Below are 13229 nucleotides of genomic sequence, written 5' to 3' on the forward strand. Positions count from 1 at the left end.
TCGTGCTAGGATACAGCCAATGAGTGAACGCAGAAACTCTGAGACATGGCTGATCGGTGTTTCTGGGGGGCCGGATTCCATGGCCCTTCTTTCCATGTGCCTGGAAGAGGGCGTGCCTGTCGCAGCGGCCCATGTCAATTACCACCATCGGCCAGAAGCAGATCAGGAAGAAGAATATGTGCGCACGTTCTGTGCGGAACATGGCATTGCCTGCTATGTCAGAAATGAGCCGTTTGTTTACAGCGGAAATTTTGAGGCGGCTGCACGGAAGTGGCGCTACGACTTTTTTGGTGAAACTGTGAAGAAGAATGGATACTGCGGCATTCTGATTGCGCATCAGGAAGATGATCTTCTGGAAACCTATCTGATGCAGAGTGAAAAGAAGCTGGAGCCTGACTATTTCGGGCTGCGATCGGACATGATGTACCAGGGGGTGCTTGTAAGGCGGCCTCTTCTTTCCTATACAAAGGCGCAGCTGCAGGCGTATTGCGACTCGCATCAGATCCGATACTTTATCGATGCGACCAACCAGGATGAAACCTATGCGCGTAACCGTATCCGCCATGAGGTGGTTGAGAAGCTGACGCCCATGGAACGGAAAATGCTTCGAGGGGAAATTGATCAGCAGAATGCCGTGTTGCAGGAGCGGCGCTGCCGCGTCAACGCATGGGCCGCCCAAAGCGAATTTCCTCTATCGGCTTATCGGAGCCTTGGAGAAGAAGATCGTATCGCGCTGTTACGGGCAATGATCCCGGGCGGCAACCATCTGCGCCGCCGCCATCTGATTGAAGTGGATGTCATTCTTCTTAAACATGATGATTTCGTCATTTCTCTTGGTGCGCAGCAGATGGCACAGAGTGATGGCCGCTTCTTTTGCATGGATGTTCCGTCGCCTTATTCCTGTTCCTTTTCTTCTCTGGATGAGATGCAGTGCGGTTCTGTATATGAGTGGTTCCGCATTTCTCGAGGAAAACCAGGCGTCAATGCTATCACCTTTCATTCATCGGATTTTCCTGTCACTATCCGCAATGCGATGCCTGGTGATGCGATCTCGATGTGCTTTGGGACAAAAAAGGTAAATCGCTGGATGATTGATCGCAAGATTCCGAAATGGAAGCGGAATGTGTGGCCGGTGGTTGTAAATCATCAGGGAACTGTGATTCTGGTGCCAGGGATCGGCTGTGACGTGGATCATTATTCTTTGGCTCCGGATCTGAATATCGTCGCCGGGAAGCGGGATGGGCAATGGAGTCAATAATGGGCTGTGTATAGGTTCTGCGCCAATTGCTGTTGTGGTACAATGTGAAACTATCAGAAATGATTGGAGAAAGAACCCATGAATAAGGACATGAAGAAGATTCTCTTTTCGGAAGATCAGATTCGTTCGCGCTGTATCGAGCTTGGCAGGCAGATTTCAGATGACTATACGGCTATGGGGAGTTCTCCTCTTCTGGTCGGTCTTCTGCGGGGATCGGTGCCGTTTATGGCGGAGCTGATCAAGCATCTGGATCTGGATGCGCAGTATGACTTTATGGATGTGACAAGCTACGCCGGCACGAAGTCGACCGGTGATATCAAGATCATCAAGGATCTGGATACGTCGATCGAGGGCAAGGATATTCTTTTGGTTGAGGATATCGTTGATACGGGACGTACGATCAAGGCAGTCAAGGAACTGATGCACAACAAGGGTGCCCGTTCGGTCAAAGTTGTGACGCTGCTGGACAAGCCGGAACGTCGCGAGGTTGAGGAAGTGGCTGAATACGTTGGCTTTGAGATCGCCAACGAGTTTGTTGTCGGCTTCGGCATGGACTTTGATCAGAGATATCGCTGCCTGCCGTATGTCGGTGTATTGAAAGATGAAATGTACCAGTAATGTTTCTGACTGGAAGGAGTTAATTCATTAATGCAGAGAAGAAGTTTTCTCGGATATCTTCCGTATCTGTTTCTGCTGGCTGCGGTGCTGGCGCTTCTGGTGATGAATCCTTCATCGTCTTCGGCGCATACGCTTTCCTATACGGAGCTGCAGAGTACGCTCAAAAATCAGGATGTTACGGAAGCGGTTCTAAGGATCGGTACGAATGCAGTCAATGTGCAGGGTACCTACGTCGACGATGATGGCAATACGGTGACCTTTACTTCGACGGCGCCGGCGACGGAAGAGTCGATTCAGGATCTGACGGATCAGCTGGAAGACGGTCGGCTGACCATCGTGGATGCGGAATCCGGCAATGCATTCATGCAGGCGATGTACGAGCTGGTTCCGCTGGTCATTGTTCTGCTGCTGGGCGTGTGGATGATGAACCGGATGGGCGGAAACAATTCTGCCAATGCGAAGGCATTTGATTTCGGCAAATCGCGGGCACGTCTGGAGACCAAGTCGAAGGTACGCTTCAGCGATGTGGCGGGCTGCGATGAGGAAAAGGCAGAGATGGAGGAGATCATCGGATATTTGAAATCTCCTGCCAAATACAAGCGGATGGGTGCGCGGATTCCGAAGGGAATTCTGCTGTGCGGTCATCCGGGCACCGGCAAGACGCTGCTTGCGAAGGCAGTCGCCGGTGAGGCAAATGTTCCGTTCTATTCCATTTCGGGTTCGGACTTCGTTGAGATGTTTGTCGGTGTCGGTGCGAGCCGTGTACGTGACATGTTCAAGAAGGCGCAGGCAACTGCTCCGTGCATCATCTTCATTGATGAAATCGATGCGGTTGGTCGTCAGCGTGGTGCCGGCTTCGGCGGCGGCCATGATGAGCGTGAACAGACGCTGAACCAGCTGCTCGTTGAGATGGACGGTATGGAAGACAACAGCGGCATCGTCGTGATTGCGGCGACGAACCGTCCGGATGTTCTGGATCCGGCTCTGCTGCGTGCGGGCCGTTTCGATCGTCAGATTACGGTTTCGCTTCCGGACCGCAAGGGCAGAGAGGCGATTCTCAATGTTCATGCGCGGAACAAGCGGATGGCGCCGGATGTGGATCTGGGTGCGCTGGCGAAGCGTACGCCGGGATTCTCGGGTGCGGATCTTGAGAATGTTCTGAATGAAGCGGCGATTCTGGCAGTGCGTGATAACAAGGATCAGATCGATACGGGCGAGGTTGATGAGGCCATTGACCGTGTCATGATGGGACCGGCAAAGAAGAGCCGTACCTATGATGAGAAGACGAAGAAGCTTGTCGCCTATCACGAGAGTGGACACGCAATCATCGGTCTCTTCTATGATGGTGCGGAGGTTGTACAGAAGGTGACGATCATTCCGCGCGGTGAAGCGGGCGGATATAACCTGATGACGCCGAAGGAAGAGAAGCTGATGCCGACGAAGAAGGATCTGCTGGGGCAGATTACGTCCTATATGGGCGGCCGTGTGGCAGAGGAGCTGTTCTTCGATGATGTTACGACCGGTGCGAGCAACGATATTGAGCGGGCAACAAACATTGCCAAGGATATGGTTACTCTGTACGGTATGAGCGATCTGGGTCCGATCAAGTACAACTCCGGTTCGACGGAGAATGTGTTCCTTGGACGTGACTACAATTCGCCGAATAACGTGTCGGGTCAGGTTGCCTTTGAAATCGATCAGGAAGTCCGCAAGATCGTCAATGAGTGCCATGATCAGGCGGTTGCGGTGATCAAGGCGCACAAGGATCAGCTTATCAAGATTGCGACAGCCCTGATGGAAGAAGAAACACTAACGGGTGAGCAGATTCAGAAGCTGGTTGAACCGGAGGCAGTAAGTACTCCCGCATTGCCTGAGTAAATGAGAGAAAAGCGGAATTCTATATGAGTTCTGCTTTTTTTGTGCGCCGATAGTCAAATTCCTTCATGGCGAGGGGAAACAGTTTGGCTTTGAAAAGGAAAATAGCGTCACCTATCATACAAGTATGGAAATGACGGAGCTGAATCAGCGACAGATTCAACTGATCCGTCATCTGATGGATCAGAATACATATGTGACGGTGCCTTCGCTGGCATCCAGGTTTTCCGTGAGCACGCGAACCATTCGCAATGATCTGGAAACTGTGCGATTGTTTCTGAACAGTTTTGATGCGGATTTGAAAAGAGAACAACATAAAGGCGTACGGATTGTATGCGTCGAAGAAGAAAAGGCAGCTGTACTCAATGCGCTCAGCGGCCGCAATCTCATTGGACGCCAGTCCCGGGCAGCACGCATCATACTGGAGTTGCTCAGTCGGGATCTGAGCACATACGAATCACTTGCGGGCGTCTGCGGTGTAAGCAGACAGACGGTCATCACATGTTTTCCAGTAGTAGAAACGTATATGAAAGACCAGGGCCTGACTGTCGTGAAAGAAAAAGGGAGCGGCGTTTTCGCAACTGGAAAGGAATGCGCGTTCCGCGAGACATTTGCCAAAGTGATCAGCAGCGGACTGGTGCCTGTGGAAACCGTGGAAGAAATGGAATGGGCACGTAGCCCCTCAGCATCGCTGGCAATCACGCTGCTGAAAAAAGCTCAGGATACTCTGCACGTTTCATATTACGATCCAGAAGAAACCTGTTTGATTTTGAACTACAGCCTGATGCGGATTGCGAATGACCACCGGATTGGGAAGGAAAGGCTTCCCCGGAAGGTTGCGGATCTGGCTGCGCAGGAAGGCTTCTCTGAAGCGTTTGGACTGATTGACCGAGATATTCCTGAACGGGACAGGATCTGGCTTGCGTCAATTCTGATTTCCGGCAATGCACGCTGGTGCGGCGGCACGCACACAACTTCACAGGCAGGTGAACTTGCCCGCGACCTGATGGAACGGCTTCAGGTCCTTCATCCATTAAGCGGGGAAGAACAGAAAAAATTTCTGGACGGCCTGAGTGTACATCTGGAGACGGCACTGTACCGGCTACGCAATCATATCCCGGTCCAAAACAGTATGACTTCGCAGATTCAAATCAGTATTCCATTGATCTATGAATATACCCGCCAGCAGCTGGTGAATTGCGAAAAGAAGTATGATGTGACCTTTGATGAAAATGAGACAGCATATATCTCGATGTATGTTGCCAGTGCCTATGAATCCTCCAGCAAAATGGATCACCGGGTTCAGATCATGGTCGTGTGCTCGTTCGGGACGGCGACCAGCGCGATTCTGGCGGCACGGCTGCGCCAGGTGATGCCGGACTGCTCCATTATCGGTCCCTGTTCCAAAGAGGAAGCGGTGCGGTATCTGCAGGATCATGCGGTCGACATGATTATCTCTACGGATAATGAAAGTTCACTGGAAGGACATCCGGTCGTCACCGTCAGCCCATTGCTGTATCACGACAACGTTGACAGTATCCGTTCACAGGCCTACCAGATTGCCTACGAGAAGATGTGCAACGACTTTCTGAGCAGCTACAGAAATATCCCCGATACAGGGTCCGGAAAGCCGGCGCGAATCAGTGATCTGATGCAGGAAGATGAGATTCAGATTCTTGACGAATGTTCATCCTGGGAAAAAGCGATTCAGATTGCAGCACAGCCGCTGCTGAAGAAAGGAAAACTGGAGCAACGCTATGTTAACCGCATGATCGAAGCGGTGGCCCAGTTGGGAACGTATATGGTCATTGTCCCGGAGACGGCATTTGTACATGCCGGCACGCAGGATGGAATCCGGGAAGAATGCTATGCACTGCTGGTGCTGAAGAAGCCAGTCATTTTTGGCGACCGTGACTGCAAGCGGGTTTCCAGCATTGTGGTGACCGGAATCAAAAACAGGGAAAAATCGTCGCTGCTGGATCTGGTTTATATCTTTTCGAAAGAATCGAACCGGCGGCTTTTGCACGCAAAGGATGTGAGTAAAGAAATTATTTTGAATATGGACAACAGGAAGGAGATTCACAGTGAATCTGATTGAGAAAAGAAATCTGCAGGCACATGTTCATGCGGGTGATTGGCAGCAGGCCATCAGCAAAGCGGGACAGCTTCTGGTCGCAAGCGACGAAATCAAACCTTCATATATTGACCGCATGATCAGCGGTGTAAAGGAACTGGGGCCCTATATTGTGCTTACTCCGCGGTTTGCCCTGGCCCATTCGGCTCCCGGTGATGATGTACTGCAGACTTCGGTATCATTGATAACGCTGGATGAACCGATCGATTTCAACAGTACAAAGGGGCCTGTTGATGTGGTAATGGCCCTTGCCTGCAGAGATAAGGATTCACATATGGCCTATCTGCAGAAAATTGCGGAAATGCTCATGCGGCAGGATATGCTCAGCAGAATTGAAAGCTGCCGCGATGCGGATGAGTTGTATCAACTGATAAACGGGACCGAACAAGAAAGGGGATGATTCCAAATGGTACCTAAGATTCAGTGTGTATGCGGTTTTGGCTGCGGGTCATCATTAATGCTGCGAATGGCGATTGATGATGTCCTCAAAAAGAACAATCTGGAGGCGGACACGTTCACCGGCGACGTGGGGACATGTCTGAGCAACGATTGTGACGTGATCTTCATTTCCCATGAGCTGGCTGACCGGATTCAGGACAGAGCATCTATGCCAATCGTGACAATTGATGACTTTCTCAACTCGAAGGAAATCGAAGAAAAGACACTTGCGTTCATGAAGCAGTATTCGGAAAAGCATTAAGCAGAAATGAAAGGGGATAATTATGGCTGTTTTAAACTTTATTATCAATGAGATTTTTGGCCAGGGTGCGATCTTCCTGGCACTGGTCGCAATGATCGGCCTGATCTTGCAGAAAAAGTCGGCTTCCGAAGTGATTCGCGGAACGCTGATGACGGCGATCGGGTTCTTTGTTCTTAATGCAGGTACCGGACTCATTACCGGAAAATCCATTGACGGTATCTCGGCTGCGTTCAACGCAATTCTGCCTGAGGCGGCTGCACCGGCACAGACCGTGGATATCGGTGGACAGTATGGTACGCAGATCGGCATCGTTATGCTCATTGGGTTTGCGTTCAACCTGCTGATTGCCCGTCTCACGAAATGGAAGTCTATTTTCCTGACCGGCCATATGCTGTACTGGTTCCCGTATGTATTCATTGCAGCGGGCGTAGATGCCGGTCTGACAGGCGGAAAGCTGATTGGTCTGGCAGCCGTGTTTACCGGGCTTTATATGGTCATTGCGCCGAATCTGATGCATCCGCTGGTCAAGAAGGTGACCGGAAAAGATGATTTCACCATCGGCCATCCGACCACGACGCTTTCCGTTCTTTCGGCAGGTATTGCGAAGCTTACCGGAGATCCTTCCCAAAGCTGTGAGGATGTCAAAGTTCCTAAGTCGCTCGGCTTCCTGCGGGAAGTTTCGATTACGGGATCGATTACAATTGCAGTGGTTTATATTGTCCTTTATTTCATCCTCCTGGCAAACGGTCTGACTCCGGGCGAAGTATGGGGCTATGCCGGCGGATCAACGGGGTTCTTTACCTACTGCTTTACGCATGCGATCTACTTCGGTGTCGGCATGACGATCATGCTGCAGGGCGTTCGTATGCTGATTGGTGAAATAGTTCCGGCTTTCAAGGGCATTGCGGAAAAGGTCGTCCCGGGAGCGATTCCGGCGCTGGACTGCCCGGTCATCTTCAACTACGGACCGAATTCATTGATCATCGGCTTCATTACGGCAATGATTACGTCAACAATTACGATTCTTCTGACGGCCGGCCGGTTCCCGACGGTTGTGATTCCACTGGTTGTTACCTGCTTCTTTGAAAACGGCTGCGCTGCCATCATTGCCAACGCCTATGGCGGACGCCGCGGTACGATCATTGCCTGCGCCGTCAACGGTATTGTGATGGTGCTGCTGGTCGGCTTCGGTGCATATTTCTTCAACAATACGATTCAGCCGTGGATGCTGGTGTACGGCGGTCAGGATTTCTCGCTCTGGGGTATTGTTGAAGGCGCGATTGCGCATCTGATCAAGTGATGGAATTTGCCTATTTTGATAAGATCAACGCGCTGATCGACCAGGTCGAAAAAGAGGAGCGTCCGCACATGGAACAGTGCGTTCATTTGCTGGCGGATGCAGTCATCTCGAAACATGCCATCTATGCCTTCGGCGCAAGCCATGCAGGCATATTAAGCCAGGAGCTGTATTATCGGGCGGGTGGACTGATGACGATTACACCGATCTTTGCGCGGGAGGTGCTTGTTGACCGTTCGCCGATTACTTTTACTAGCCGGATGGAACGCTGTGTTGGCTATGGTACTGTCGTTGGTGAAACTGTCGGTTTCCAGCCGGGAGATGTTCTGATAATTCATTCGGTATCGGGGCGCAATCCGGTTACGATTGAGATCGCAATGTGCGCGAAGAAGAACCGTGCTTCCGTAATCGGCATAACGAATCTTGCCTACTCGCACGCGGTATCTTCCAGGCATCCGTCGGGTAAGAAGCTGTATGATTTCTGCGATGTGATTCTCGATAATCATGGTGAAGTGGGCGACGCCTGCGTACCAATTGAGGGGACGGATCAGAAAAGCGGCCCGACGTCGACGGTCATCGGTGCAATCATGCTGGATGCGATTGTGGCAGAAACTGCCAATGAGCTTGTGCGGCGTGGATTGAAACGTCCACCGGTCTTCTACAGTGCAAACATTGACGGCGGCGATGATCTTAACCGTCAGCTGTATGAAGAGTACAAGGATGTGATCCATTACTCGTATTGAGAAAGCTGAAACGGAATTCAGATATCTGGGTTCCGTTTTTCTTGTATCCTTGCCTGGTTTGAGAAAAGTATATGAAAACTGCGGAAAGAAACTGTATTCGTTCTTTCCGCAGCAGTGTTGGTATTTTTGTTTGGGATTGTCTTCCATTACTTCTGATCGAACGAATGATAGAAGGTGATGATGTCGCGGAACCACTTATTGCGGGTCGCATCGTCGGCGGCATACAGCTCATGCTTGGCGCCGGGGTATTTGATCATGGTTGCGTTTCCGGCTTTTTCCATGAATTCGAGCTGGCCCTGGTTGTCGACCATGGTATCGGCGCCGGCCTGAAGAATGAGTACCGGTGTCTTGATTCTGGCGGCGTTATCGATGGCGCGCTGACCGCCTTCGAGCGAAGCCTTGACCCAGCCCCAGGTGCCGCTCCAGGTCTGATAGTTCCTGTTTTCCAGGCGCATCGAGAACTGGTAGTTGTAACGGTCCTCGTCCATGGCGGAGCTGTTTTCGAAGTCGTATTCGCCGGTGAACGGTCCGTTCTTCGGCGCAAATTCGTCGTCGTTCTTGACGATCTTGGAGTAAACCTTGAGAAGGTTGACGGCCGGATCAGGGATGCCGCGGAAATCGATCTTCAGCATCGGCGAAGACAGTACGGCGCAGCGGAAGGTATCCGGATACTTTTCAAGATAAAGAGCTGAGACGCATCCGCCAAGGGAATGGGAGAAGAGATAGAGGCGGCCGGTCCTGGACTGTACCTTGGCTCCCTGTTCGACGAAGGCGGTCAGATCGTCGACATATTCGTCAAGATTCTTGACGCCGACGCGGGAGTCGCTGTAGTTGGTGGCACGTTCGCTGTCGCCATGTCCGCGCAGTTCGCCGAAGAAGATGGAATAGCCTTCCTGATAGAGGCGGTATGCGGTTTCGTGGTATTTGCCGAAGAATTCGCAGAAGCCGTGAACCATGACGATGGCTGCCTTTTCATTCGGATTGACGGCGGAATAAAGACGCAGGCGCAGTCCCTGGGCATTGGTGATGTCCTGTGACTTGACGCAGTTGTTGATCCACGGCTGTACGTCATTCAGAATGAAGTTCTGGAAGATATTGGACTGGTTGACGCCGTTGACAAGGCGGCGTACATAGTCCGGATAGTTGGTGATAATGGCATGAACGCCGGCCTGGACGCAGGCCATGACTTCTTCCTTGGTGTTGACGGTCCAGACGTTGACTTCAAGACCTTTCTGATTGCATTCCTGCATGAAGTCCGGGTAGCGCAGGTTGTATACCCATGGGTGAAGGGCGTTGACGCCGTTCTTTTCGCCATAGGCAGGCATATCCAGGGTTCCGTCACTGTAGAGAAAGGCGGTCTTTGCGGAAGGATCGAGCTGCTGGATCTTCTTGATCGAATAGTGGTTGAAGGAGGAGTAGATGACGCGATCCTCCATTCCCTCTTCTTTGGTGAGAGCAAGGATCTTTTCTTCGATGCCGTCATAGTCATACTGGCCGGTCTTCAGTTCAATGTTGATGGTGAGGGGGCTTGGCTTGATGAGTTCAAATACCTCCTTCATCGTCGGAATGGAGGCGTGGGCATATTCGGGATGTGTCTTGTTGAAGTTGAATTTCTTCAGCTCTGCCAGCGTATAGTCTTTGACGTTGCCGATGCCGTTGGAGGTGCGGTCAATGGTTTCGTCGTGGCAGACGACGATTTCACCGTCCTTTGTCAGCTGGATGTCGAGTTCGACGCCGTCGGCTTTCATGTCGATGGCTTTCTGAAATGCTTCGAGGGTGTTTTCGGGCGCGTGTCCCGAGGCTCCCCGATGGGCCCAGATCAGTGGTTTCATAACCTCTTCCTTTCGTTTCCGCTATTATTCTAGCTGTATTGGGCGCGGAAAACAGACAGGCATATTGTAAAAAATACTGGTTCATGCAGGAAAGGGCATATTATACTGTTTGTAACGGATTTTTCTTTTTTCTTACTTCGTTAATACAAAGGCACGGGATAATAGAGAAAAAGAGGGTAATGTATGTTCAAACAGTTCAATAAGGTGGAGAAGTCGTGGATTTACTATGACATTGGCAACTCTGCCTTTACGATGATGGTCTCGACGCTGATCCCGATCTGGTTTGATACGCTGGCGGGACAGGCCGGATTTACGCAGGCACAGTATCTTCAGTACTGGAGCTATGCAACTTCAATTACGACAATCATTGCGGCCCTCCTGGGACCGATCTGCGGAACAATCGCTGACAACAAAGGATTCAAGAAGCCGATGTTTGTGACTGTGCTGATCATCGGCGTTGTGGGATGTGCGTTTTTGGGCATTGCGCCGAACTGGCTGCTGTATCTTGTGACCTATGTCATTGCCAAAGTGTGCTATCAGGCTTCACTGGTGTTCTATGATTCGATGTTGACGGACGTCACGACGCAGGAGCGGATGGATCTGGTATCGGCACAGGGCTATGCCTGGGGCTATATCGGCTCGTGTATCCCGTTTATCGCGGCGCTGCTTTTCTATCTGATGGGAGATGAGTATCTTGGCATTCTTCCGACGCGCATCGGCATCCTGGTCGGATTTCTGATCGTGGCCGTCTGGTGGCTGTGTGTTTCGCTTCCGCTGATCAGGAACTATGAACAGAAATATTATGTCGAGCAGGCGACGGGGCGGATCAAGGCATCGTTTGCGCGTCTTGGCAATACGCTGAAGGAAATGGTGAAAACGGACAAGAAGGTGTTCTACTTCCTGCTGGCGTTCTTCTTCTATATTGATGGCGTGTATACGATCATTGATGAGTCGGTGGCGATTGGTACGGCACTGGGACTGGATACCGTCGGCCTTTTGGTCATTCTTCTGCTGACGCAGGTTGTTGCGTTTGCGTTTGCGACGCTGTTCGGAAAGCTGTCAGAAAAGTACAGCTCGATTTCGCTGATCTCGGTATGCATTTTGGGCTATCTCTTTGTGGCGATCTTCGCGCTGTTCCTGGATTCGCTGTGGAAATTCGGTATTATGGCCTTCGTTGTCGGCATGTTCCAGGGGGCGATTCAGGCGATTTCCCGTTCCTATTTCGGCAAGATTATTCCTCCGGAGAAGTCGGGCGAATACTTCGGTCTCTATGATATCTGCGGTAAAGGTGCCGCCTTCATGGGAACGACACTGGTTGGCGTTACGGTCGGCCTGACCAATTCGGTCAATATTGCGGTTGCGACGCTTGGCATTCTCTTTGTGGTCGGCTTCATCCTGCTGCGCAAGGCTGCGACGATTCCGGCAAGTCATCATTTGGAAGACTGAATTCATGCAGGTATCAGCGGTGCTGTGGATTTTCCATGACACTGCTTTTTTGATACAAAAAGGGCGGCACAGTGGCCGCCTGCAATTTGTCAGTTTGTTTCGAAGTCTTTTCCCGGGACCATATAGCGGTCGGGGCTTGTGGAATAGGAACCGTCTTTGTTAATGGTGACATAGAGCGTATCCGAACCATCCACCAGCGTCAGATACGCATAACCGTCTTCGCCAAAGTCATTGGTGACGTCAACCTTTTTGTCATGCCAGTACAGGATATACTTCCCGTCACGTTCATCCAGAGTGATACGGTTCGCAATTTCTTCCGCCATCTCACCGGTTGTTAAAGGACGCTCATGGTTCAGCAGACCTTCATATGCGACACCTCCGCCGCTTTCCACTTCGTTGCCTGAAGAATCATGGATTGTGTAACTGCCTTCGTCGCTGAGATCTACGGTCGCAGTGGTTAATTCGCCATCGAGCCAGATCTGCATCTTTCTCTGAATGCCTCCGATATTCTGCGCATATACCGTGGTTCCTGCAAGCAGGACGGCGGCAGCGGCAGGTACCACCAGCCAGCGCCTGTTACGGTTTACTTGTTTGTTGGTCATTGTTTCCTCCTGTGCATGTAAATTGAATTCGTGATCTGTACGAATGGATGAGAACGCGCTCTGATATCTTTTTCTGAACTCTTCTTCACGCATGGACCGGTTCCTCCTTAGTCTCTTTTTCCAGTTGCTCTCTGAGTTTTTCTCTGCCCTTCTGCAGCCGGTGCTTGACGGCACTTTCCGAGATGGACAGGATGCTCGCTATTTCTTTTACGGAATAGTCTTCGTAGTAGTAAAGATGAATCACGGAGCTGTAGTTTCGGGGCAGCTTCAGGACGGCCTCTGCAAGGCATCTGTCTTCCGCGGTCGCAAAAGGAATGTCATTCATCCAGTCTTCCAGAGATGTGCGGCTGCGGTGCCAGAATGCTTTGACGATGTCCTTCGCCTTGTTGGACACGGTTCGAAACAGCCATGCCCTGAGATGATCTTCGCTGTCGAACTGCTGTGTACTTTTGACATACTGCAGATAGGTGTTTTGAACAGCATCTTCCGCATCTGAAACATTGTGCGTAATCGACAGCGCCGCTCTGAACAGGTTCTGCTGATAAACAGCGGCGATATATTCTGGTTCGTATCTCATCGTGTTTCGCTTTCCTTGAGGGATCCTTCACCTATACTACGATTTAACGGACGATTTGGTTCCTGCCCAGAAAAAAATTTGAATCATCCTTCTTCTTCACGGGCAGGCACGCACAGCCTTACGGCGCAAAATGATATGATGGGTGCG

At 51.2% G+C, this 13229-nt stretch carries 12 protein-coding genes; 9 read left to right on the forward strand and 3 right to left on the reverse strand.

Annotated features, from left to right (window positions below; genetic code table 11):
- Positions 1-19 precede the first annotated feature (19 nt).
- The 8 genes from tilS to C1714_RS07045 all read left to right on the forward strand — a co-directional run bounded on the left by tilS (position 20) and on the right by C1714_RS07045 (position 8625).
- Positions 20-1258, forward strand: coding sequence for a tRNA lysidine(34) synthetase TilS (gene tilS, locus C1714_RS07010; RefSeq protein ID WP_102342513.1), 1239 nt, complete (start codon positions 20-22; stop codon positions 1256-1258).
- A gap of 78 nt (positions 1259-1336) precedes the next feature.
- Positions 1337-1876, forward strand: a complete 540-nt coding sequence (gene hpt / locus C1714_RS07015; RefSeq protein ID WP_102342514.1) for a hypoxanthine phosphoribosyltransferase — start codon at positions 1337-1339, stop codon at positions 1874-1876.
- A gap of 30 nt (positions 1877-1906) precedes the next feature.
- Complete coding sequence (ftsH, locus tag C1714_RS07020) at positions 1907-3754, forward strand: ATP-dependent zinc metalloprotease FtsH (protein WP_102342515.1); 1848 nt, start codon at positions 1907-1909, stop codon at positions 3752-3754.
- Positions 3755-3878: 124 nt separating this feature from the next.
- Complete coding sequence (locus C1714_RS07025) at positions 3879-5849, forward strand: BglG family transcription antiterminator (protein ID WP_102342516.1); 1971 nt, start codon at positions 3879-3881, stop codon at positions 5847-5849.
- On the forward strand, positions 5836-6285 hold the full coding sequence (locus C1714_RS07030) for a PTS sugar transporter subunit IIA (protein ID WP_167849964.1): 450 nt from the start codon (positions 5836-5838) through the stop codon (positions 6283-6285). The genes C1714_RS07025 and C1714_RS07030 overlap by 14 nt, the downstream gene beginning before the upstream one ends.
- A gap of 6 nt (positions 6286-6291) precedes the next feature.
- Positions 6292-6585, forward strand: a complete 294-nt coding sequence (locus C1714_RS07035; protein WP_102342518.1) for a PTS sugar transporter subunit IIB — start codon at positions 6292-6294, stop codon at positions 6583-6585.
- A 22-nt stretch (positions 6586-6607) separates the two neighbouring features.
- On the forward strand, positions 6608-7885 hold the full coding sequence (locus C1714_RS07040) for a PTS ascorbate transporter subunit IIC (RefSeq protein ID WP_102342519.1): 1278 nt from the start codon (positions 6608-6610) through the stop codon (positions 7883-7885).
- Positions 7885-8625, forward strand: coding sequence for a sugar isomerase domain-containing protein (locus C1714_RS07045; RefSeq protein ID WP_102342520.1), 741 nt, complete (start codon positions 7885-7887; stop codon positions 8623-8625). The genes C1714_RS07040 and C1714_RS07045 overlap by 1 nt, the downstream gene beginning before the upstream one ends.
- 146 nt (positions 8626-8771) lie before the next feature.
- On the opposite strand, the gene C1714_RS07050 is transcribed toward C1714_RS07045, so the two are convergent.
- Entirely contained in the window at positions 8772-10457 is a 1686-nt protein-coding gene (locus tag C1714_RS07050) for an alpha/beta fold hydrolase (RefSeq protein WP_102342521.1), read from the reverse strand.
- A gap of 183 nt (positions 10458-10640) precedes the next feature.
- On the opposite strand from C1714_RS07050, the gene C1714_RS07055 reads away from it, so the two are divergent.
- Positions 10641-11903 carry an MFS transporter gene (locus C1714_RS07055; RefSeq protein ID WP_102342522.1) on the forward strand — a complete coding sequence of 421 codons (1263 nt, stop codon included), beginning with the start codon at positions 10641-10643 and terminating at the stop codon, positions 11901-11903.
- An 89-nt stretch (positions 11904-11992) separates the two neighbouring features.
- Here the strand turns inward: C1714_RS07055 and C1714_RS07060 are convergent, their stop codons facing one another.
- Positions 11993-12505 (reverse strand): hypothetical protein, encoded by a 513-nt coding sequence (locus C1714_RS07060; protein WP_135567914.1) that lies wholly within the window; start codon positions 12503-12505, stop codon positions 11993-11995.
- Positions 12506-12590: 85 nt separating this feature from the next.
- On the reverse strand, positions 12591-13082 hold the full coding sequence (locus tag C1714_RS07065; RefSeq protein ID WP_102342524.1) for an RNA polymerase sigma factor: 492 nt from the start codon (positions 13080-13082) through the stop codon (positions 12591-12593).
- Positions 13083-13229 lie beyond the last annotated feature (147 nt).

It is taken from the genome of Galactobacillus timonensis (assembly GCF_900240265.1).
GTDB classification, from domain to species: Bacteria; Bacillota_I; Bacilli_A; order Erysipelotrichales; family Erysipelotrichaceae; genus Bulleidia; species Bulleidia timonensis.

Excerpts from the sequence above, each read along its gene's own strand:
- tilS (WP_102342513.1), top strand. The coding sequence starts at position 20 with ATGAGTGAACGCAGAAACTCTGAGACATGGCTGATCGGTGTTTCTGGG.
- hpt (WP_102342514.1), top strand. The coding sequence starts at position 1,337 with ATGAATAAGGACATGAAGAAGATTCTCTTTTCGGAAGATCAGATTCGT.
- ftsH (WP_102342515.1), top strand. The coding sequence starts at position 1,907 with ATGCAGAGAAGAAGTTTTCTCGGATATCTTCCGTATCTGTTTCTGCTG.
- C1714_RS07025 (WP_102342516.1), top strand. The coding sequence starts at position 3,879 with ATGGAAATGACGGAGCTGAATCAGCGACAGATTCAACTGATCCGTCAT.
- C1714_RS07035 (WP_102342518.1), top strand. The coding sequence starts at position 6,292 with ATGGTACCTAAGATTCAGTGTGTATGCGGTTTTGGCTGCGGGTCATCA.
- C1714_RS07040 (WP_102342519.1), top strand. The coding sequence starts at position 6,608 with ATGGCTGTTTTAAACTTTATTATCAATGAGATTTTTGGCCAGGGTGCG.
- C1714_RS07045 (WP_102342520.1), top strand. The coding sequence starts at position 7,885 with ATGGAATTTGCCTATTTTGATAAGATCAACGCGCTGATCGACCAGGTC.
- C1714_RS07050 (WP_102342521.1), bottom strand. The coding sequence starts at position 10,457 with ATGAAACCACTGATCTGGGCCCATCGGGGAGCCTCGGGACACGCGCCC.
- C1714_RS07055 (WP_102342522.1), top strand. The coding sequence starts at position 10,641 with ATGTTCAAACAGTTCAATAAGGTGGAGAAGTCGTGGATTTACTATGAC.
- C1714_RS07060 (WP_135567914.1), bottom strand. The coding sequence starts at position 12,505 with ATGACCAACAAACAAGTAAACCGTAACAGGCGCTGGCTGGTGGTACCT.
- C1714_RS07065 (WP_102342524.1), bottom strand. The coding sequence starts at position 13,082 with ATGAGATACGAACCAGAATATATCGCCGCTGTTTATCAGCAGAACCTG.